Raw genomic sequence first — 21,803 nt, 5'->3', positions numbered from 1 at the left:
TGAGGAAGTTCAGGGCGATGCCCAGCAGCAGCGCCATCAGCATGGCCGGCGCGCCGTAATGTTCGGACAGGAACTTCGCCGCGACGGCGACCGTCGCCGCAACCAGCACACCCGGGGCGTAGTCCCTCAGCCGGCTCGCAAACGTGGGCGCGGGTTTTTCGGCGGCCTCCGGCGCGGTCTCCTCGCTTGCGGTCATGGCTGTTTCTCCCCCTGCGACGCGACTCGGCTTCGCCCCCCGACAAAGCCGACCGGACGTTACACAAACCGGCAGCGATAGGAACCCGTACGTCGCAGGTGTCTATTTCGGCGACGGGCCACGAAGCGACCGGATGACGGCGCGGGCGGCGTCGCGGACCGGCGCTTCGGTGTCTTTCAGGATCACCAGACGGTCGAAGCGTTTGGGGTCGCTGTTGACCACCTCGCGCAGCGCTTGACCGAAGGCCATGCGCAGTTCGGTGCCGATATTGAACTTGCAGATCTTCGACTCGCGCGCCAGCCGGCTGCGTATGGCGACCGGAACGCCCGAGCCGCCGTGGATGACAAGCGGCAGGTCGGTGACGGCCTCGATGGCACGCAGCGCCTCGATGTCGATCTCGGCGGCCTTTTCCTGTTGCAGATGCACGTTGCCGATGGAAACCGCCATCGCGTCGACGCCGCTCTCTGCGGCGAAGCGGGCGGCCTCTTCCGGCGTGGTTCCGGCCGACGCCTCGCCTTGGGAATAGCCGACGAAGCCGATCTCCCCCTCGATCGAGACGCCGGCGGCATGCGCTATCGCAGCGATGCGGGCGGTCTCGGCGATGTTCTCGTCGAGCGGCTTGCGCGAGCCGTCAAACATGACCGAGCTGAAGCCGCAGTCGATCGCCTCGCGGCACTCGTCTTCCGTATAGCCGTGGTCGAGATGGGCCACGACCGGAACGCTGGCGCCTTCTGCCAGCGTCCGGAACATCGCGCCGAGGACGCGAAGCGGGGTGTGCGCCCGGCAGCCGGGGCCGGCCTGGAGAATGACGGGGGCGTTTTCGGCCTCGGCCGCCGCGACATAGGCGCGGGCGTCCTCCCAGCCGAGGACGACGAGACCGCCGACCGCGTAGCCGCCCTTGAGAGCCGGTTGCAGAACCTCGGAGAGCGTCGCCAGCGTCATTTGAACTTCGCGATCATGTCCTTGATGCCGGGGATGGTTTCCAACTGGTCGGCATGGCTCGGCTGGAAATACTGCACCAGGCTGCGCTGGCTGAGGCCGCCGAGAATGGTGAAATAATACATCTCGTAGCCCGGCAGCACTGCGCAGGGATGGTATCCCTTGTCGAGGCAGATCGTCGAGCCGTCGACGATATGGTAGGCGTCGCCCGGCTTGCCATCCTCGCGCTGGAGCATCTGCACGCCGGTGCCGTGATGGGGACGGAAGCGGAAATTGTAGGTCTCGTCGTGCCGCGTCTCGTCGGGCAGACGATCGGTGTCGTGCTTGTGGCTGGGAAAGCCCGACCAGCCGCCCTTGCCGACGGTGTAGAGCTCGGAGACCAGCAGCCGGCCGACCTTGTCGTGCTGCTTTTGGCCGAGGATGTGCTTGATCTTGCGATGGGTCTTGGTGTCGTCGGAACCGTATTGCACCTTGTCCAGCCCGTTGGCGCGCACCGCGAAGGGCGACAGCACCTTGTCGTATTTCGCCCCGGCGACGAACACTTCCGCCGCGTCCGACACGCAGACCATCTGGGCGGTCGCGCCGGTCGGCACGTAGACGCCCTCCGGCTCGCCGTCCCAGACGTCGACGCCGCGTGTCCCGAGCGCGGCGAAGGATTCGCCCTCGACCGTCACGTCGACGGTGCCGGTGGCGGGCACGATGCAGGTCTCATAGCCCGGCACGCGATATTCGAAGGCCTGGCCCTTGGTCAGCTTGACGATGTTGAAATAGTTCAGCGGAACCAGCGCGTCGTCGATATCGACGATCGGCTTGTTGCGGTTGTCATAGGGCGCGATATGCATCGGCTTTCCTTTCAGGAATCGGTCGGGCCGGGGTGGTCGGCGAGGAACGCCTCCAATTCGGCCGTGGTGGGCATTGCGGGCGCGCAGCCGACCCGCGACACGACGATCGCGGCGGAGGCGGAGCCGCGCAGGACGCAGTCGCGCAACTCATGGCCCTGGGCGAGCGAGGCGACGAAGCCGCCCATGAAGGCGTCGCCCGCGCCGGTCGGCTTCAGCGCGGTGACCGGGTAGATCCCGGTGCGGAATTCCTCGTCCGGCGTGATCGTGATCGCGCCGTGCTCGCCCATCTTGTAGACGACGATACTGGCGGTGCTGCCCGCCAGTTCGCGCGCCTTGGCGAGGCCCTTGTCCTTGCCGCCGGCCATGAAGCCGAACTCGTCGTCATTGCCGATGACGATGTCGCAGAGCCGGCCAGCGCGCGAATAGACCTCCGAAGCGACGTCGGGCGAGGGCCAGGAATAGGGGCGGTAGTCGATGTCGAAGATCAGCGGCAGCCCGGCCTTTCTGGCCAGGTCGAAGGCGTGGAACGCCGCGCCGCGCGACGGCTCGGCGGCGAAGACCGTGCCCGTCGTGATCAACGCGCCATAGGCTTCGTAGTCCACAGCCGCGACGTCCTCCGTCGTCATCTGGAAATCCGCGGCGCTGTTGCGGTAGATCACCGACTGATGGTCTTCGACCCGGCTTTCGACGACGGCCAGCGAGTTGCGCGCCTCGCCGCCGACCGAGCGGATGTGGCGGGAATCGACGCCGTATTTCGCCAGCTCGTTGAGGCAGAACCGCCCGATCGCATCATCCGAAACCGAGGTCACCAGCGCCGCACGACCGCCGTGACGGGTGATCGCGACACCGATATTGGCGGAGGAGCCGCCGAGGCAGGCGACGAATCGCGTAGCTTCTTCGGTCTTCGTGCCAGGCGGGTCGGGGTAAAAGTCCATGCCGGCCCGCCCGACGATAACGAAGTCGTTCCGCGTGACGCGCGCGATCCGATCCATCAGATGCCCCTGCGCTGGCGCGAGCGGCCGGCTTCCTGCTCGACATGGGCTGCGCGGATGCGCTCGTTGTCGGTGACATGGGGCGTGCCGACCTCCCACCAGGCATGGCCCTCGGCGGTCCAGCCGTCATGGGGGTCGACCCGCATGACGATGACGGATGTCCGCTCGGCTGCCTTGGCGCGCTCGAAGGCTTCCGCCAGTTCGGCCGGGTTGGCGACCGTTTCGGCCTCGGCGCCCATGGCGCGGGCGTGTGCCTCGAAATCCACCGCGAAGGGCTCGACCGCGATGTTGCAGTCGGCGATGAGGTTGTTGAACGAGGTGTTGCCGGTGTTGTTCTGCAGCTTGTCGATCACCGCGAAGCCGCCATTGTCGAGCACCAGGATGATCAGCTTCTTGCCCGTCAGCACCGAGGAATAGATATCGGAGTTCATCAGGAGGTACGATCCGTCGCCGACGAAGGCGATGGTGTCGGCCTCCGGCTCGGTCTCCGACTGGGCGATGCGCGCGCCCCAGCCGCCGGCGATCTCGTAGCCCATGCAGGAGAAGCCGAATTCGACATCGACGGTGCCGATGTCGAGAGTGCGCCAGTTGGCCGTTATCTCCGCCGGCAGGCCGCCGGCCGCGGTGACGATCCGGTCGCGCGGGTCGCAGAGATCGTTCACGACGCCGATCGCCTGAGCGTAGGAATTCGGCCGGTTGCCGGGCCGCACATTGTCGGCGACATAGGCATCCCAGGCGTGGCGCTCGGCCTTGGCCGTGTCGGTCCATGCGTCTGGCGCTTTATACTCCGCAAGCGCCTCGCCCAGTGCCGTCAGCGCAAGTTTCGCGTCGCCTACCACCGGTAGCGAGCGGTGCTTGCCGGCGTCATGACGCGCGGCGTTGATGGAGATGAGCCGGGCGCTCTTGTCGAAGGCCGTCCAGGAGCCGGTGGTGAAATCCTGCAGCCGCGTGCCAACGGCCAGGATCACGTCCGCCTTCTCGGCGATCGCGTTGGCGGAACTGGAGCCGGTCACCCCGATCGGGCCGATATTGAGCGGGTGCGTCGCCAGCATGTTGGCGCGCCCGGCGATGGTTTCGACCACGGGGATGGCGTGCGCCTCGGCGAAGGCGGTCAGTTCCGCCACCGCGCGGGAGTATTGCACGCCGCCGCCGGCGATGATCATCGGCCGTTTCGCCGATTTGAGCAGCGCCGCGGCATCGGCGATCTCGGACAAGTCCGGGGCCTGCCGGCGGATGCGATGCACCATCCTGTCGAAGAATTCGACAGGATAATCGTAAGTCCAGCCTTGGACGTCCTGCGGCAGGGCAAGGAAGGCCGGGCCGCAATCGGCCGGATCGAGCATGGTGGCGATGGCGGCGGGCAGCGACTGGATGATCTGGGCTGGATGGGTGATCCGGTCCCAATAGCGGCAGACCGCCTTGAACGCATCGTTGAGCCCCAGCGACGGATTGCCGAAATGCTCCAGCTGCTGCAGCACCGGATCGGGCAGGCGGGTAATGAAGGTATCGCCGCACAGCATCAACACGGGCAGGCGGTTGGCGTGGGCGAGCGCGGCCGAGGTCAACAGATTGCTGGTTCCCGGCCCGGCCGAGGCGGTGCAGAACATGAAGCGCCGGCGCAATTGCTGCTTGGCATAGGCGGCCGCAGCAAAGCCCATGCTCTGCTCGTTCTGGCCGCGATAGACCGGCAGTTCGTCGCGGTGGTCGTACAGCGCTTCGCCGAGGCAGGTCACGTTGCCATGGCCGAAGATGGCGAAGCCGCCGCCGCACAGACGTTTCTCGCTGCCGTCGATATCGATGTACTGGCTGGCCAGATAGCGGATGACGGCCTGCGCTGTGGTCAGACGGACCGTTTCGCTTCCTGCGCTCATGCTTTCCTCCGTTGGTGGGTCGGCGTGAAATTTTCTTCAGAAGCCGATTGTCGAACGACCGGCCAACCGCTATTGAGGTTACGTGTTTTGCAACCGGTTGCAAACCTCTTTTTGAGGCAGGATCGCCCGTGACCCAAATTGGCATCGGTATCGTCGGCGGCGGTTATATGGGCAAGGCGCACGCGGTCGCCATGCAGGCCGTCGGCGCGGTTTTCCAGACGGCGCTGCGCCCGCGGCTGGAAATGGTTTGTGCCACGAGCCTTGAATCGGCGGAGCGTTATCGCGCGGCGTTCGAATTCGATCGCTGCACCGCCGATTGGCGCGAACTGGTAACGGACGCGGCGGTCGAGGCGGTCGTCATCGCCTCGCCGCAGGAGACCCACAGGGCGATAGCGGAAGCGGCGTTCGCCCTCGGAAAGCCGGTGTTCTGCGAAAAGCCGCTCGGCGCGTCGCTGGAGGACAGCCGGGCCATGGTCGCGGCGGCAGAGGCATCCGGGGCGACGAACATGGTCGGCTTCAACTATATCCGCACGCCGGCCTCGCAATTTGTCCGCCAGCTGATCGGGGCCGGCGAGATCGGCGACATCACCTGGTTCCGGGGTGAGCACACGGAAGATTTCTACGCCGACCCCAAGGCTCCGGCGACCTGGCGCACGCGCGGCGCTGGCAACGGCGCGATGGGCGATCTGGCGCCGCACATGATCAATGGCGCGCTGGCGCTGGCTGGTCCGATCCGCGACCTGATCGCCGAGGTCGAGACCGTCCATACCGCCCGTCCGGGGCCGGGCGGTGACGAGGCCGTCACCAATGACGATCAGGCGCAGATCATGTGCCGGTTCGAGAACGGCGCCATGGGGCATCTGTTCTTCAGCCGCGTCGCGACCGGCCGCAAGATGGGCTACGCCTACGAGATCACCGGCACAAAGGGCGCGATCCGTTTCGATCAGGAGGACCAGAACGCGCTCTGGCTCTACCGCATGGACGGCCCGGAGCAGCGGCGCGGGTTCACCAGGATTCTGACCGGTCCCGAGCATCCCGATTACGCCGCGTTCTGCCAGGGGCCGGGGCACGGCACCGGTTATCAGGACCAGATCATCATCGAGGCCAAGGATTTTCTCACCGCGATCGCGACGGGCGAACCGGTCTTTCCGACCTTTCGCGATGGCATGGACGTCAACCGCGTCGTTGCGGCAGCGATGGCGTCGAGCCAGGCGAAGTCCTGGCAGTCGCTCGACAGTTTCTGAGTTTGGCAAAGGCTTATCCGACCATGACCATCCGTATCGGCAACGCCCCCTGTTCCTGGGGGGTAGAATTCGCCAACGATCCGCGCAATCCGGCCTGGGAGACGGTGCTCAGCCAATGCGCCGAGGCCGGCTACAAGGGCATCGAGCTCGGCCCGGTGGGCTTCATGCCCGAGGACCCGGCCTTGCTGTCCGAGGGGCTCGCGCGGCACGATCTGGAACTGATCGGCGGCGTCGTGTTCCGGGCGTTTCACGATCCGGACCAGTGGGACGACGTGCGCGACGGCGCCGTGCGAACCTGCAAGGCGCTGAGCGCCCATGGCGCGCGCCATCTGGTGTTGATCGATTCGATTTCGCCGCGCCGGGCGCCGACCGCCGGCCGCGCGAGCGAGGCCGAGCAGATGGACGCCCCCGAGTGGAAGGCATTCGTCGACCGAATCCGCACCATCGCCAGAATGGGCGCGGAGGAATACGGCCTGACCGTCGGGATGCACGCCCATGCGGCCGGCTTCATCGACTTCGAGCCGGAACTGGAGCGTCTCCTCGACGAGGTGGACGAGGGCATCTTGAAGATCTGCTTCGACACCGGCCATCATTCCTATGCCGGTTTCGATCCGGTGGCCTTCATGCGGCGCCATATCGGCCGCATCTCCTACATGCATTTCAAGGACATCGACCCGAAGGTGAAGGCCGCCGCGATTGCCAACCGCACCGGCTTCTACGACGCCTGCGGGCAGGGCATCTTCTGCAATCTTGGCGAGGGCGATGTGGATTTTCCCGCCGTGCGCCAGGTTCTCCTGGATACCGGCTTCGAAGGCTGGTGCACGGTCGAGCAGGACTGCGACCCGGCGGGCGATACCTCGCCGGTCGACGACGCGGCGGCCAACCGCGCCTATCTGGAATCGATCGGTTTCAATTGAGGAACACGCCATGAGCAAGCTGAACTGGGGCATGGTCGGCGGCGGCGCGGGCAGTCAGATCGGGCCGGCACACCGGCTGGGGGCCGGGCTCGACGGCGCCTTCGCCTTCACCGCCGGGGCGCTGGACCATGTGCCGGATGCCGGGCGGGCCTATGCGCGGACCCTCGGTATCGCTCCCGACCGCGCCTATGGCGATTGGCGGGAGATGTTGGCGGGTGAGCGCGATCGCGACGACCGAGTCGACCTCGTCACCGTGGCGACCCCCAATGCCACCCATTACGAGATCACCAAAGCCTTCCTCGAAGCCGGCTTCCACGTGTTGTGCGAAAAGCCGATGACGATGACCGTCGAGGAGGGCGAGGAGATTGTCCGAACCGCCCGCGCGACGGGACGGATCTGCGCGGTCAATTATGGCTACAGCGGCTATTCGCTGGTGCGGCACATGCGGGCGATGGTGGCGCGCGGCGATCTCGGCCGGGTGCGCCTCGTCGTCGCCGAATTCGCGCACGGCCATCATGCCAACGCGGCCGATGCCGACAATCCGCGCGTGCGCTGGCGTTACGATCCGGCGCAGGCCGGTGTGTCGGCGCAGTTCGCCGATTGCGGCATCCATGCGCTGCACATGGCAAGCTTCGTCACCGGCCAGGAGGTCGAGACGCTGTCGGCGGATTTCGCCTCTTGTATCGATAGCCGGACGCTCGAGGACGACGCCATGGTCAATTTCCGCATGGATGGCGGCGCGGTCGGCCGGTTGTGGACATCGTCGGTCGCCATCGGCCGCCAGCACGGCCTGACACTGCAGGTATTCGGCGAGAGTGGCGGCCTTCGCTGGGCGCAGGAGCAACCCAACCAGCTCTATTGGACGCCGCTCGGCGGCCGGGTGCAGACGATCGAACGCGGCGAGGCCGGATTGTCGCCGGAAGCCGATCGCGCGTCGCGGGTGACGATCGGCCATGCCGAAGGAATGCCGCTGGCCTTCGCCAACATCTATTCGGATCTGGCGGAAATCATCCGCGCCGAGAAGGAAGGCCGGTCGCCCGATCCGGCCGCTGGTCTCTACCCGCGTGCCGAGGACGGGCTGCGTTCCATGGCCGCCGTGCATGGCGCGGTCGCCTCTTCCGGCCGGCAGGGCGCCTGGGTCGACGCGCGGCCGCCTATGTTTCGTGTGCCTCTGCCGCAGGCGGTCTGAGCGTTCCCCGCTCGACGATCCGGCAGGGAAACAGCCGGGATTCGGGATAGCGGTCCGGCTCCTCGAGCATCGCCACGATCAATTCGATCGACGAGGTGATGATCTGGCGGATCGGCTGGTGGATGGTGGTGAGATTGATGTTCTCCCACCGCGCCATTTCCATGTCGTTGAGGCCGATGATGCCGATGTCGTCGGGCACGGACAGGCCGGCGGACTGGATCGCGCTCAAGGCGCCGATCGACAGGACGTCGTCACCGCAGAAATAGGCCTCCGCCGGTTCTTCCCGGATCAGCCGTGCCATCTCCTGCCGCCCGGCGTCGAAGGAATAGGCGGCGGCGTAGCTGTGGCTGACGGCAACGTCTGGATGGGCCTGCATCGCCGCGATGAAGCCGGCGAGGCGATCCTGTGTGGATGTGGCGGTCGCCGGGCCGCCCATGAATCCGATCCGGCGATAGCCCCGGGCGACCAGCAAATCTGCCGCCATCTTGCCGCAGTAGCGGTTGTCGATGCCGACGACGTGCACCTCGGGCGCGCTCGAATAGCGGCCGAAGGAATGAACCACCGGCACGCCGGCTTCGCGAAACGCATGGGCGAAGCGGGGCGGCAATGTGGAGGAGGCGACGACTACGCCATCGACCGAATATTGCCGCAGCATCCGGACGGAGTTCTCCGGGTCCGTCTCGTCCGTCAGATTGACGAGCAACGGCCGGAGGCCACGATCCTGAAGCCCGCGGGTGAAGAGATCGAAGACCTGCAGGAAGATCGGGTTGTGGAAGTTGTTGGAAACCAGCCCGATCAGCTTGGTGCGCCGGGTCGTCAAGCTGCTGGCGAACAAATTGGGGCTGTAGCCCAGCTCCGCTGCCGCCTTGGCGACCTTGCGGCGGGTCTTGACGGAGACGGAGGCGCCTTCCGTGAAGGCGCGCGACACGGCCGAGCGCGAGACCCCGGCGCGTTCCGCCACTTCCTTGAGGGTTACTGCCATTCGGCGGTTATTTCCCTTGTCCCAGGCGGAATAGTTCAGCCGGCCGGGGACCGGCTCGACGTCGCCGCCCCGACTCCCGCAAATGTCGATGGACGGCCCTTATATTGGGGCAGGCTGGCGCGAGCTACCATCGTCTGGGCCGTCGACGCGGGGTCGGGGCGCTCGCGATCTTACACAGTCCCGCCCAGCGTGCCTTCCAGTTCTGCCAGTTCCTGGCCGCCCGCCATCATGTCCTGCAACTCTTCGGCCTTGATCTCGCCGCGCTTGGCGGTGCCGAGCGTCTTGCCGCGATTGAGCACCGTGAAGCGATCGCCGACGGCCATGGCGTGGCGGACATTGTGGGTAATGAAAACGACGCCGATCCCCGACTTGCGGACCCGGTCGACCGTCGCCAGAACGTTGGAGGTCTGGCGCACGCCGAGCGCCGAGGTCGGCTCGTCGAGGATCAGCACTTCGGCGCCGAAATAGACCGCGCGGGCAATCGCCACCGTCTGGCGTTCGCCGCCCGAGAGCGTTCCGACCGCCTGGGTCGGCTCGCGCAGGCGGATACCCATTTTCGCCATCTCCTGCATGGTGATGGCATTGGCCTTGTCGAAGTCGAAGAATTTGAACGGCCCGACGCTCTTTTCGGGCTCCTGACCCATCCAGAAATTGCGGGTGACCGACATCAGCGGGATCATCGCCAGATCCTGGTAGACGGTGGCGATGCCGGCGGCCATGGCGTCGCGCGGGCTGGTGAAATGAACTTCCTTTCCGCCGACGAGGATCTTTCCGGCCGACGGCTTGTGGACGCCCGACATCGTCTTGATGAAGGTCGACTTGCCAGCGCCGTTGTCGCCCAAAAGGCAATGGCATTCGCCCGGCATGATCGACAGCGACACGCCGGCCAGTGCGATGACCGGGCCGAAGTGCTTTTCGATATCGACGAGTTCGATCAATGATGTGGTCATGGTCAGCGCTCCCCCGTGATCATGCGGCGGATGTAGGTGTTGAGGATCACAGCGATCAGCAGGATTCCGCCGAGGAAGACCCGGAACAGCGAACTCTCGACGCCGGCGAAGAACAAGCCCTGCTGCACCACGCCGAAGATCAGCGCGCCGAGCGCCGCGCCGACCACCGAGCCGTAGCCGCCGGTCAGAAGCGCGCCGCCGATGACCACCGAGATGATCGCCTCGAACTCCTTCAGCAGGCCACGGTCGGCGGCCGCCGATCCGAACTCGATCACCTGCAAGGTGGCGAAGACCGTGGCGCAGAAGGCCGAGAACATGAACATGAGGATCTTTACCCGGTTTACCGGTACGCCGACATAGCGCGCTGCCTGGGCGTCGCCGCCGGAGGCGAAAATCCAGTTGCCGAACTTGGTGCGGGTGAGCAGGATATGGCCGAAGAGGATCAGGCCGAGCGCCCAGACGATCAAAATCGGGATGCCGTCGACGACCGGCTGACCGGCCCGGCTGCCGGCGACGAATTTGCCGACGATTCCGATATCGGCCAACCAGACGAACAGGCCCTTGAATAGCGTTCCGCCGAACAGCCAGGCCAACGGGTCACCCTCGGTGACGTCCCTGATGCCCCCGATGATGGTCTTGCGAGTGGTGACGATGGCCGCGAAGATAGTCAGGCCGCGCAGGATGTAGAGTGACGCGAGCGTGACGATGAACGAGGGCAGGCCGGTCTTGACGACCAGATAGCCATTCAGCGCGCCGATACTGATCGCGCAGGCAAAGGCCACCAGGATGCCGAGCCACAGCGGATACCCCCCCGTCACCGAGACTAGCGCGATGACGATGCCGGAAAAGCCGATCATCGAGCCGACCGAGAGATCGAATTCGCCGGCGATCATCAAGAGGCAGGCGCCGACGGCGATGATGGCGAACTGGGCGGAGACGACGCCCCAGTTGACGATGCCCTCGGGGGCGAACATGCCGCTGTCGCCGGCAACGCCGATGAAGAAGAAGAAAACCAGGATGGTGCCGCAGATCGCGCCGAGTTCCGGCCGCATGAGGGCCGTTCGAAGCGGTGAGCGCTTGCGGATCCGCTCGTCCACATCCGGGGTGGCTTGCACTTGAGGCGACGGTTGATCGGCCATGTCTCTCCTCCCAACCGCGTCAGCGGTCGAACCGATGGAGCACGGATGGCGTGCGTCCCATTGTTCCTTCGATCTGGTGAGATCGCGGCGCCGATTTCGGCGCCGCGATGCGGTGTGTCGCGAGGCGGCCCGAGGGCTGCGCCAGCCTAAGCTCTAGCGGTATTCGCCAGCGTATTTCTCGACCATCTCCAAGGCGTCCTTGGTGACGAAGCCCGGGCCGGAATTGATGTTGTTGCCCGGCAGAACGCCGTAGCGCTTGTAGTTGGTGAGCACGACCACGGGCAGATAAGCCTGCAGGAAGGGCTGCTGATCGATGCCCCACTGGATCGTGCCGTCCTTGATCGCCTTCACGATCTCGGTGCCGAGATCGAACGTCCCGAAGTAGATCTGGCCGGCCATGCCGTTTTCCTTGACCGCCTCGATCGTCGGGTCGGCGGACGTCGGCCCCAAGGTCAGGATCGCGTCGGTGTCCGGATTGGCCGACAGGTAGGCCATGACCTTGTTCTTGATCTCGGCGGGGTCCTGGCCGGAATCGATCATCGAATCGCCGAGGTCAACCCCGAGGCCGTCGGCGAAGCCGCGACAGCGTTCGCCCACGACCGGGTTCGACACCACATGATTCACGCAAAGGAACGATGCGACGCCGTCCCGCTTGGCCCGCTGACCTGCGGCGAGGCCGGCATCGTATTCGGGCTGGCCGACATACATCAGCGCGCCGAGTTCCGCTGCCTGCTCCGGTGTGCCGGAGTTGATGATGATGACCGGAATACCCTTGGCGACGGCATCCTCGATCGGCCCCTTCAGGACGTCGGGATCGGCCAGCGTGGTAATGATGCCGTCGGGGTTCGTGGCCGTGGCCTGTTCAATGATCCGGGCCATGTCCGCGATGTCGCCCGTCGTTGGATTGCGGTACTCAACTTCGACGCCCATTTGCTCGCCGGCCAAGGCGAGGGCGTTCTTGATGGTGTTCCACCAGCTGTCGCTGTCCGGCGCGTGGCTGACCAGCACAAAACGCTCGCCTTCCGCCTGCGCGGCTCCGACCATGGCGGTCGCCGCCAGCGAAGCGGCGAAGGTCGCGCCAAGGAATTTCGAGATGAGTTTTTTCACTGTGATCGTCCTCCCTGTTTTTCGCGAACGGAAACGGCCAACCGGTTCGGGTCGCTGATCCAAGACAAACACAAGCGAGATAGTTTTGCAACCGGTTGCAAAACTTGCTGACGTGCAAAACTTCGCTCGGCGGCGAGGTGAATGCAGAGGGGCGCGGCTCCCTTCAGATCAACCGTTCGGCCGCCGCGCGGAGAAGGCGGGGAGCGGCCCTCCGGCAGGTCAGGGTTTGGCCAGGCTGTGCGCATGACAGCGATTCAAGTCGATCCCGCGAATTCGCGACGGCTCACGTAATATTCAAGGTGAAATTGCGGTTTATTCGTAACGTAAGCATACGGACATTCACGATCGAAGCGATATGATTACGATCGTCGCGTTATGATGAGAAGTCTTTAAGTATTGTAGGGCTACGGTCGGCGCCCATTGCAATCGAGTACCCGCTTATGCGCGCGCTACCTGACATGTCGATCTTGAGCAGGCGAAAATTGGGCGGCGTGGCGCTCATGGCGCTGCTGTATGTTCTCGGCGGGGCGCTTGGTCTCCAGCTTGCCGTTCCACCCGGATACGCAACCATCATCTGGCCGGCATCCGGAATCGCGACGGTGGGGCTGTTGCTCTATGGACGAGCGCTTTGGCCAGGCGTCTTCCTCGGATCCCTCGTATTGAACGCCGTCGTGAGTGGCGGGATCCATCAAAGCAGCCCTGACCTTCTGGCGATGACCGTCGCAGGGCTCGTCGCGGTCGGATCGACATTGCAGGCATTGCTGGCGGCAACTTTGGTGCGTCGGTTTTTCGGCATTCCGGTGCAATTTTCAGGTCTGAAAGATCTCACGTTTTTCGGCGCGATCTGCGGTCCGCTCGCCTGTCTTGTCGCCGCCAGCGTCGGCGTCGCGACGCTTTATGTCAGTGGCATCCTCTCAGCGGATGCGTTGCTCGGCAATTGGCTGACATGGTGGTTAGGAGACATACTCGGCGTTCTGATTTTCGTGCCGATCGGGCTTCTCAATCCGTGGCGCCCGTGGAGTGTGCGGTGGTCGGGTGGTCCGGTCGCCGGCTTTACGATGGTTGCAATGCTGAGCCTGATCGTCCCGCTGGGCGTGACCTTCTATGCGTGGAAGTTGACGAGCGAGATCACCTTCGAACGCAATCACGCGGCATTTGAAACGCTGGCGGAGGACAGCGCCCACGCTTTGCGGGATCGGCTGGAATCCTACAAACGCAGTCTGGACGGCGGCGCCGGTCTGTTCGCAGCATCCGAAACCGTCTCTCTCGACGAATGGCGGACCTATGTCGACGAGCTCGACATAGAAAGGACTCTGCCGGGCATCAACGGGATCGGCTATATCGAGCCGATCGGCCTGGGCGACGTCGCTTCCTTCGAAGCACGTATGCGGCTCCAGGGCGTACCCGAATTCGCTGTCCATCCCGATACGCCGTCACCGGACGTTTTCGCGATCACTTTCATCGAGCCGCTTGCGCCGAATAGAAAGGCGCTCGGTCTGAACATCGCCTTCGAGGACAATCGCCGAAACGGTGCGGCCGCCGCTCGCGATACCGGGAAGGCGACGATCACCAAACGGATTTTCCTGGTTCAGGATTCGACCAGAAGCGCCGGATTTTTGCTGCTGCGACCGCTTTATCGCAATGGCCCGCGCCTCGATTCAGTGGCGGCCCGCAGGCAAGCTTTTCGAGGCTGGATATACGCTCCCTTCATCAGCAATCGGTTTCTCGGCGAATTGACGTCGAGCCAGGGAACCAACCTTCACCTGACGGTCTATGACGGCGAGGTCGCGAACGGCGATCAGCTTATCTTCTCCAGCAAAGCCGGCGACAGCACCGCGGCGCCGGCGGCCTACAAGATCACGAAGGTGATTTCGGCCATGGAGCAACGCTGGACCGTGGTCTGGGAAAGCACGCCGGCGTTCGAGGCGAGCGTGACCCGCGGGGAACCGTTGCTGGTCCTTCTCGGCGGCATCGCTCTGTCGGCGCTGTTCGGCGCGTTGCAGATTTCCTACGTCCGTCGCGAAGCGTCCATCCGGCGGACTGTCGCCTTGAAGACGCGGGAGATCGCTGCCCGCGAACATGAGAACCGTTCCATCGTCGACACCGCCGTCGTCGCCATCATCCTGCTCGACCGAAATGGCGAGGTGCGCTCGGCCAATCGCGCCACCGAGCTGATTTTTGGCTTTCCCGCCGACGAAGTCGTCGGGGGTCCGATCGCGCGCTTGCTCGATGGCTTCGACGCGAGCAGCCTTGCCCAGTTCCACAAGCGTGGCGAGCAGGAGCCGGAAACCGACCGTCTCCCCAATCTGGTGGAAGCCAGGCGGAAGGATGGCGCCGAACTGTTTCTCGATGTGCAACTCAATGACTGGTTCACCGAAGCCGGCGAATTGCGATACACCGCCATCATCCGCGACGTCACCGTGCAGCGACGCGTCACCCTGGCGCTCGAAGAAGCCGAGAAACGCTGGAACTTTGCGCTCGAAGGCGCCAGTATCGGCGTTTTCGATATCGACCTGACGCGCGGGACGTCCTTCGTCTCCGATACTTGGAAGTCGATGCTCGGCTTCGATCGCCAAGAAGAAATCGATGCTCAGCGGGAATGGCTGTCCCGCATCCATCCCGAGGATATCGCTACGGTGAAGGCCGCCGACGACGCTTGCATGGAGGGCCGGGCGCCGCGCTCCCAGTCCGAGTACCGGATTCGCCGAAAGGACGGACAGTGGATCTGGTTGCGGTCCGATGCGATCGTTATCGAACGCGCTTCCGATGGAACCGCTTTGCGGATGATCGGCACCCAGACCGAGATCACGGAATTGAAGTCCGCCGAAGCGGCGATGCAAGCAAGCGAGGAAAAGCTGCGCTCCGCCATCGAGCATGCGCCCGTCGGCATGGCCCTGGTCGACCTCGATGGACGGTGGTTCAGGGTCAATGAGGCACTCTGCAAGCTGCTCGGCTACAGCGAAGATCAACTCCGACAACTGGATTTCCAGTCGATCACCCATCCCGACGATCTGGAAACCGACCTCGTGCTCGTCGATCAGCTTCTGAGCGGGGACATCCAGACCTATCAGCTTGAGAAACGGTATATCCACAAGGATGGCCATTCGGTTTGGGGGCAGTTGAGCGTCTCCCTGCCGAAGGACGCCGAGGGCAAACCGGAATATTTCATTTCCCAGATCCAGGACATCAGCGACCGCAAGGAAATGGATCGGGTGAAGACCGAGTTCATCGCCACGGTCAGTCACGAGTTGCGAACGCCCCTGACCTCGATCCGCGGTTCTCTCGGTCTCGTCGTCGGCGCGATGTCGAAAGATCTTCCCACCAACGTGCTGCGACTCTTGACGATCGCGCATAAAAACTGTGAGCGGCTGATCTTTCTCATCAACGACATCCTCGATCTCGAAAAGATCGCGGACGGAAGCATGCATATCGAAAGGAAGGCCGAGGAGCTTGGATCCCTGGTCGCTCAGGCGGTCGAGGCGAACGAGGCCTACGCCGAACAGTTCGACGTTTCCCTGGAGTTCGAGCGGCCGAAAGCCGAGTTTTTTGTCGATGTTGATCAGGCGCGGCTCCAGCAAGTCCTGTCCAATCTCCTGTCGAACGCCGCCAAATTCTCACCGCGCTCCGGCACGGTCGATGTGCGCCTCGAGGTCCTCGGCGAGACCGTGCGCGTCTCGGTCGTCGATCATGGCACCGGGATCTTGCCGGAGTTCCGGTCGAGGATTTTCAGCCGATTCTCACAGGCCGATGGCTCGGCGACGCGCGAGAAGGGGGGCACGGGCCTGGGCTTGCACATCTCCAAGCAGCTCATCGAAAAAATGGGGGGAACCATCGGGTTCGACAGTCAAGCCGGCGAGGGTTCCACCTTCTGGATCGAACTTCCCGCTCTCGATATGCGGTCGCATGCGGATGTCTTGGCTATCGAGAACAGCGCGTTGACCGACGCCACTCGGAACCTGCCGAAAGCGCTTCATATCGAAGACAACAAGGACTTCAGCGAGGTACTGGCCGCCTCACTGAAGGATCGCGTGATGCTGATAAACGCGTCAACTTGTGCTAGCGCGAGGCAGCGGCTTGACGACCAGGAATTCGATCTCGTGATCATCGACCTGGAGCTGCCGGACGGGGATGGCCTCGGGTTGCTCGATCACGAGCGCCTGGCCGACACCGGCGTGCCGGTTATCGTCTTGTCGGCCAGCGATCTTTCCAAGAAGGATCCGCGCATACGGCAGAGCCTGGTGAAATCCAGAACGCCGGACGATCAGATCGTGGACACGATTCTGATGATCGCGGAAGGTGGGAAAGATCCGGAAGTCGTGCATTACGGCGGCGCCAGAGCGTGATCGACAGCAATGGAATTTGCCCACCGCGCCACCCGGTTCCGCAGTCGCTGACAGAGATGAGCGACCGCTCTGCAAGACCGCATGGACGATGGGGCTGCACGATCGTCGGTGAATTGGCTCGTGGTAGAAATGGCACCGCGCGATCAAGCAGAGCCAGTCATCGCTTATCGCTTATCCCAATGCCGCGCCTGAATGCCGGGCGGCACACCAACCTTCCGGCGACGCGGTCTAAATGACCGATCGTTCCGCAAGACCGACGGCGTTTACGCCTCCTTCGACCACCAAGTACATGAGACCGTCACAATGCCAGTCGTGAACCTGATCGAAAGCGCCTCAGTCATCACGCTTGCGGTTTTGTGCGTCAACTTCGTCGGCGATCGGCTCGACCGAATGTTCTGGCTTAAGGGCATACTCTTGGGCATCGTTTTCAGCCTGACCGGCCTCATCAGCATGTTATCGCCGGTCAGTCCCGCGCCCGGCATTTTCATCGATGCCCGGAATGTCGTGATCGCATTGTCCGCGATCATCGGCGGGCCGGTCAGCGTCGTTTTCACCGTGCTCACGCTGTCGATCTTCCGTATATCGGAAGGCGGAGCAGGGGCTTTAACCGGGGTGGCTAGCATCACGCTGGTCGCCGTATTCGCAACTCTCGGCTGGCTCTGGATTCACTTCAGGAAAAAGGTCCGTCTCGATTTCACGATTATTCTTGCCGTTGCGACCGTGGCAGCTGCGGTGCCGGTGTTTAGCGTTACGTTTCTCCTGCCCATCAGCGACCCGAAAATTGCCGTCAAAATCCTCTCCTACGTCGTGCCGACCAATCTTTTAGGCGTGATCGTCTTCGGCATCCTCTTTCTGAGGGAACAGCAACGCCGTTGGGCTCTGGCGGCGCTGCTCGACAGCCAAGCCCAGATGAAGGCGGTGGCCAACAACGCGCCTGGCGTTCTCTTTCAAATGTCGCTTGCCTCGCCCAAAATGCCGAAGCTCAGATACCTGTCGGGCGGCGCGAAGCGCGTGATCGGAATCTCTGCGGAAGAGGCGCTTGCCAAGCCGGAGATGCTGACCGGGATGGTTCCTCCCAAGACCATGCAGCGTCTCTCCTTGTTGCTCGCGCAATCGGCGGAAAGCGGTGCTCCCTGGACGATCGAGACCGAATTCACCCGGCCGGATGGCCGGATGCTCTGGATGCGGGCCTCGGCCGAACCGCGCCGGGACCAGACCGGAACGTTGGTTTGGGATGGAACGCTGTTCGACATTTCCGAAGAAAAGCGTAACGAGCAGCTCCGCAACGATTTCATTTCCACCGTCAGTCACGAATTGCGCACACCCCTAACCTCGATTCGCGGTTCGCTCGGCCTTGTCGCGGCCGGGGCGGCCGGCGAAATGTCGTCCAAGGCCACAAAGCTCATCGCGATTGCCCATTCGAACAGCGAACGCCTCGTCCGGTTGATCAACGACATTCTCGACATCGAGAAGATCGAAACCGGGAACATGCCGTTCGCCCCCCGCCCGCTGCAGCTTCGTTCGCTGACCGAGGAGGCGGTGGAAGCGAGCCGGGACTATCTCAGCGATCGCGGCGTTTCCATCGAGATCAGGGACGAGGCACCTGGAGCCGTGGCCGTCGTCGATCCGGACCGGTTCTATCAATTGATTGCCAATCTACTTTCCAACGCCATCAAGTTTTCGCCGCAGAACGGCCAGATCGAGGTGCGCCTAACCCGTTCGACGGATTATCTTCGTATCTCGGTCAAGGACGGGGGAGCCGGTATTCCCGAAGCCTTCCGAGAGCGGATCTTCGGCAAGTTCGAGCAGGCCGACGCCTCCGACACCCGGGCGAAGGGCGGCACAGGTCTGGGGCTCAGCATCGCCAAGGCGATCGCCGAACGCCTTGGCGGTCAGCTTTCATTCGACAGCGAGGTTGGTGTCGGCACCATTTTCCATGTGGATCTGCCAGAGGCGCGGGGCGCGAAAAACAGCGGAGAGGAAGTCGTCCAGGTTTTCAGCCGGGTCACCGGGGGAAAGCGCATCCTCATCTGCGAAGACGACGCCGATGTCGCGGCGGTGATCGCGCATATGATCGACGAACTGGGAATCGCGACGGATATCGCGCCCGATGTCGCAACAGCGCGGGCCTATCTCACCAAGAACCACTACATGGCGATGACCCTCGACATCAAACTTGGCGGAGGGTCCGGCATTGCGCTCTACGATGAACTGCGATCGATGCATCGCTGCGCCGATCTGCCGGTGATCGTCGTTTCAGCCATCGCCGACGAGACACGGAAAACACTCAACGGCCAGGCGGTCGGCATCGTCGACTGGCTTGCGAAGCCGATCGATTCCAATCGCCTTACGTCCGTCATCCGAGATATCGCGGCGGACGATTTGAGAGCCGGCCCTAAAATCCTGCATGTGGAAGACGATGAGGGAGTTTTGCAGGTGATTTCCGCCAGCCTTGGCGACGGGGTCGATATCACCGGCGCCCGGACGGTCGCGGAAGCGCGACAGAAACTCGGTGCCGCGCACTTCGATCTCATCATTCTCGATCTTTCCCTTCCGGACGGCACGGGGGCAAGCCTGCTGAGCGACATCCCCGCCGATACGGCGATCGTCATCTTCTCGGCCTACGAGATCGACGACGATCTGGCGTCGAGAGTGCATGCCGCGATGACAAAAACGAAGACGTCGGAGGTATCGATGGCCAGATTGATCAAATCCCTGACCTTCAAGCGGTCGAAGCAAAATGATCTCATCAAGCAGGGGGCCGCGTGAGCCTATGTCGAAATACCGTATCCTTTATGTCGATGACGAGGCGGATATCCGCGAAGTCGCGGAAATGTCGCTGGAGCTGGATCCGGCATTCGAGGTGAGAACCTGTTCCTCCGGGGCCGATGCGCTCATGGCGGCGCCGGCGTGGCAGCCCGACCTCATCCTGCTCGACGTGATGATGCCTGGAATGGACGGTCCCGAAACCCTCAAGGCCCTCCGGAGCGACGTCAGGACGGCCTCGTGCCCGGTCGTGTTCATCACCGCCAGAACCCAGAGCTACGAGGTCGAGCGCTTTCTCTCGCTCGGGGCGGCCGGCCTGATCGCCAAGCCGTTCGATCCCATGTCGCTGGCTGAGGACGTCAAGCGCTATCTGAGCTGATCGCATCCTCCCAGAGCCGGCCGCTTCCTGCCTGATTGTGCGGAAGAGCGAATACCGCGTCGATTGAGCCTGGTAACGGCCTGTGCCATAGCAAAGCGCGCAAACGCGCCGGGGCGCACGTCGCATGCTCCATGCGATGCCGCGACCGACACTATGCAAGGACTGCCCCATGGCGTTTCGCCCAACGAGCCCCCCGCTGGCCCGCGCTCTCGCGGAACGCGGCTACGAAGACCCGACGCCCGTCCAGGATGCGGTTCTGGAGACGGAGGCGGCAGAGCGCGATCTCCTCGTCTCGGCGCAGACCGGATCGGGCAAGACCATCGCCTATGGCCTGGCGATCGCCTCGACGCTGCTCGGTGACGCGGAGCGGCTGGGGCCGGCCGGCGAGCCGCTGGCGCTGATCGTCGCGCCGACGCGCGAATTGGCGATGCAGGTCACCACCGAGCTGACCTGGCTCTATGCGCAAACCGGCGCGCAGATCGTGACCTGCGTGGGCGGCATGGACCCGCGTGCAGAGAAACGGAAGCTGGCCCAGGGTGTCCACATCGTGGTGGGAACGCCCGGCCGCCTGCGCGATCATCTGGAGCGCGGCGCGCTGCGGATCGGCGGGCTCAAGGCCCTGGTCCTGGACGAGGCGGACGAGATGCTCAATCTCGGCTTCCGCGAGGATCTGGAATTTCTGCTCGAGGCGACGCCGCGCGAGCGTCGTACCCTGTTGTTCTCGGCGACCTTGCCGAAGACAATCACCACCATGGCCAAGCGCTATCAACGCGACGCGCTGCGCATCGAGGCGACACGCGGCGCCGCCGGCCATGTGGATATCGAATATCGCGCCATTCGTATCGCGCCGAATGAGATGGAGCACGCGATCGTCAATGTGCTGCGTCTGGCGGACGCGCCGAGCGCAATCGTCTTCTGCAACACGCGTGAGGCGGTGCGCCATCTCTCTTCGGGACTTTTGGAGCGCGGCTTCTCGGCCGTGACGCTGTCCGGCGAACTTGGCCAGAGCGAGCGCAATCAGGCCATGCAGGCGCTGCGTGACGGGCGGGCGCGGGTGTGCGTGGCCACCGACGTCGCGGCGCGGGGCATCGATCTGCCGAGCCTCGGCCTCGTCGTCCACGCGGATCTGCCGAGCGACGCCGAAACCCTGCAACACCGCAGCGGCCGAACCGGCCGCGCCGGCCGCAAGGGCGTGTCGGTGCTGCTGGTGCCGATTTCGCGACGCCGCAAGGCCGAGCGGCTTCTGGCAGAGGCCCGGATCCAGGCGACATGGGGTGGAGCCCCCTCCGCCGACGACATTCGCCGGCTGGACGAGCAGCGGCTGTTGTCCGATCCGATCCTGACCCAGGAGGCCAGCGAGGACGATCTGGCCGCCGCGCGCAATTTGCTGGCGACACGATCGCCCGAAGAGATCGCTGCGGCATTGGCGCGGCTCTATCGTTCGCACCTGCCGTCGCCGGAGGACGTCTTCGATCCCGGCTTCGGCCCCGATCCGAAGGCCGGCAAGGACTACGCGGCCGGTCGTGACCGAACGCCGGGGCGCGGCAAGGAGCACGTGCGCGGCGGCCCCACGGTGTGGTTCCACATGGATGTCGGCCGGCGCAACAATGCCGATCCAAAATGGATTCTGCCGCTGCTGTGCCGGCGCGGCAAGATCACCCGCGAAGAGATCGGTGCGATCAAGATCTTCGACCGCGAGACCAAGGTCGAGATCAGCGAGAGTGTCGCCAAAAAATTCGCCGCCGCGGCCGAGGTCAGCGACGGCGACGATATCACGATCTCGATGACCGATTCACCCGGCGATGGCGGAGCGCGCGCGGGCAGGGGGCCGTCGGGCAAGCCGCGCGGCAAGAAGCCCTATCAAGGCAAGCGCCAGGACGGCGCCCCAACCTCGGATAAGCCCCAGGGCAAGCCGCGCCGCCCCAAACGCCCGAAGGTCTGAACGCC

General features: G+C 64.0%; 15 protein-coding genes and 1 pseudogene. 7 read left to right on the top strand and 9 right to left on the bottom strand.

Translation table 11 applies throughout. The annotated features are described in order from the left end of the window. From VSX60_RS07180 to iolD, 5 genes and pseudogenes are all read right to left on the bottom strand, one after another. A pseudogene (locus tag VSX60_RS07180) lies at nucleotides 1-196 on the bottom strand (putative sulfate exporter family transporter); the annotation flags it as partial. 102 nt (nucleotides 197-298) lie between these two features. Then, the gene (locus tag VSX60_RS07175; protein WP_327623459.1) at nucleotides 299-1,138 is read right to left on the bottom strand and encodes a class II fructose-bisphosphate aldolase; all 840 of its coding nucleotides are present in this window, start codon (nucleotides 1,136-1,138) and stop codon (nucleotides 299-301) included. Beyond that, on the bottom strand, nucleotides 1,135-1,977 hold the full coding sequence (locus VSX60_RS07170; RefSeq protein ID WP_327623458.1) for a 5-deoxy-glucuronate isomerase: 843 nt from the start codon (nucleotides 1,975-1,977) through the stop codon (nucleotides 1,135-1,137). Before VSX60_RS07170 ends, VSX60_RS07175 begins: the two co-directional genes overlap by 4 nt. A gap of 11 nt (nucleotides 1,978-1,988) precedes the next feature. Beyond that, entirely contained in the window at nucleotides 1,989-2,969 is a 981-nt protein-coding gene (gene iolC / locus VSX60_RS07165; protein ID WP_327623457.1) for a 5-dehydro-2-deoxygluconokinase, read from the bottom strand. Then, entirely contained in the window at nucleotides 2,969-4,840 is a 1,872-nt protein-coding gene (gene iolD / locus VSX60_RS07160; RefSeq protein WP_327623456.1) for a 3D-(3,5/4)-trihydroxycyclohexane-1,2-dione acylhydrolase (decyclizing), read from the bottom strand. Before iolD ends, iolC begins: the two co-directional genes overlap by 1 nt. Nucleotides 4,841-4,968: 128 nt before the next feature. Here iolD and VSX60_RS07155 point away from each other — a divergent pair, with 128 nt between their 5' ends. From VSX60_RS07155 to VSX60_RS07145, 3 genes are read left to right on the top strand one after another with little or no spacing between them, the layout of a single operon-like run. Then, nucleotides 4,969-6,084, top strand: coding sequence for a Gfo/Idh/MocA family protein (locus VSX60_RS07155; protein ID WP_327623455.1), 1,116 nt, complete (start codon nucleotides 4,969-4,971; stop codon nucleotides 6,082-6,084). A 23-nt stretch (nucleotides 6,085-6,107) separates the two neighbouring features. Continuing rightward, nucleotides 6,108-7,001, top strand: coding sequence for a sugar phosphate isomerase/epimerase family protein (locus VSX60_RS07150; protein ID WP_327623454.1), 894 nt, complete (start codon nucleotides 6,108-6,110; stop codon nucleotides 6,999-7,001). A gap of 10 nt (nucleotides 7,002-7,011) precedes the next feature. After that, nucleotides 7,012-8,190, top strand: a complete 1,179-nt coding sequence (locus VSX60_RS07145; protein ID WP_327623453.1) for a Gfo/Idh/MocA family protein — start codon at nucleotides 7,012-7,014, stop codon at nucleotides 8,188-8,190. On the opposite strand, the gene VSX60_RS07140 is transcribed toward VSX60_RS07145, so the two are convergent. The 4 genes from VSX60_RS07140 to VSX60_RS07125 all read right to left on the bottom strand — a co-directional run bounded on the left by VSX60_RS07140 (nucleotide 8,156) and on the right by VSX60_RS07125 (nucleotide 12,305). Further along, nucleotides 8,156-9,172, bottom strand: a complete 1,017-nt coding sequence (locus VSX60_RS07140) for a LacI family DNA-binding transcriptional regulator (RefSeq protein WP_327623452.1) — start codon at nucleotides 9,170-9,172, stop codon at nucleotides 8,156-8,158. The two genes, VSX60_RS07145 and VSX60_RS07140, sit on opposite strands and share 35 nt — an antisense overlap. Nucleotides 9,173-9,342: 170 nt before the next feature. Beyond that, nucleotides 9,343-10,122 (bottom strand): ATP-binding cassette domain-containing protein, encoded by a 780-nt coding sequence (locus VSX60_RS07135; RefSeq protein ID WP_327623451.1) that lies wholly within the window; start codon nucleotides 10,120-10,122, stop codon nucleotides 9,343-9,345. Between the two features lie 2 nt (nucleotides 10,123-10,124). Next, entirely contained in the window at nucleotides 10,125-11,261 is a 1,137-nt protein-coding gene (locus VSX60_RS07130) for an ABC transporter permease (RefSeq protein ID WP_327623450.1), read from the bottom strand. Nucleotides 11,262-11,414: 153 nt separating this feature from the next. Continuing rightward, the gene (locus VSX60_RS07125) at nucleotides 11,415-12,305 is read right to left on the bottom strand and encodes a sugar ABC transporter substrate-binding protein (protein WP_327623469.1); all 891 of its coding nucleotides are present in this window, start codon (nucleotides 12,303-12,305) and stop codon (nucleotides 11,415-11,417) included. A gap of 503 nt (nucleotides 12,306-12,808) precedes the next feature. Between VSX60_RS07125 and VSX60_RS07120 the strand changes: the two genes are divergently transcribed. From VSX60_RS07120 to VSX60_RS07105, 4 genes are all read left to right on the top strand, one after another. Continuing rightward, nucleotides 12,809-16,711 carry a PAS domain S-box protein gene (locus VSX60_RS07120; protein ID WP_327623449.1) on the top strand — a complete coding sequence of 1,301 codons (3,903 nt, stop codon included), beginning with the start codon at nucleotides 12,809-12,811 and terminating at the stop codon, nucleotides 16,709-16,711. A gap of 303 nt (nucleotides 16,712-17,014) precedes the next feature. Next, entirely contained in the window at nucleotides 17,015-19,480 is a 2,466-nt protein-coding gene (locus VSX60_RS07115; protein ID WP_327623448.1) for a hybrid sensor histidine kinase/response regulator, read from the top strand. 4 nt (nucleotides 19,481-19,484) lie between these two features. Next, entirely contained in the window at nucleotides 19,485-19,856 is a 372-nt protein-coding gene (locus VSX60_RS07110; protein ID WP_327623447.1) for a response regulator, read from the top strand. Nucleotides 19,857-20,025: 169 nt separating this feature from the next. Beyond that, entirely contained in the window at nucleotides 20,026-21,798 is a 1,773-nt protein-coding gene (locus VSX60_RS07105; protein ID WP_327623446.1) for a DEAD/DEAH box helicase, read from the top strand. Nucleotides 21,799-21,803: the final 5 nt, after the last annotated feature.

This window comes from Aurantimonas sp. A3-2-R12 (genome assembly GCF_036016755.1).
Classification (GTDB): domain Bacteria; phylum Pseudomonadota; class Alphaproteobacteria; order Rhizobiales; family Rhizobiaceae; genus Aurantimonas; species Aurantimonas coralicida_A.
The sequence above is the reverse complement of the archived record's forward strand: the minus strand, read 5'-3'. Positions and strand labels throughout refer to the sequence as shown.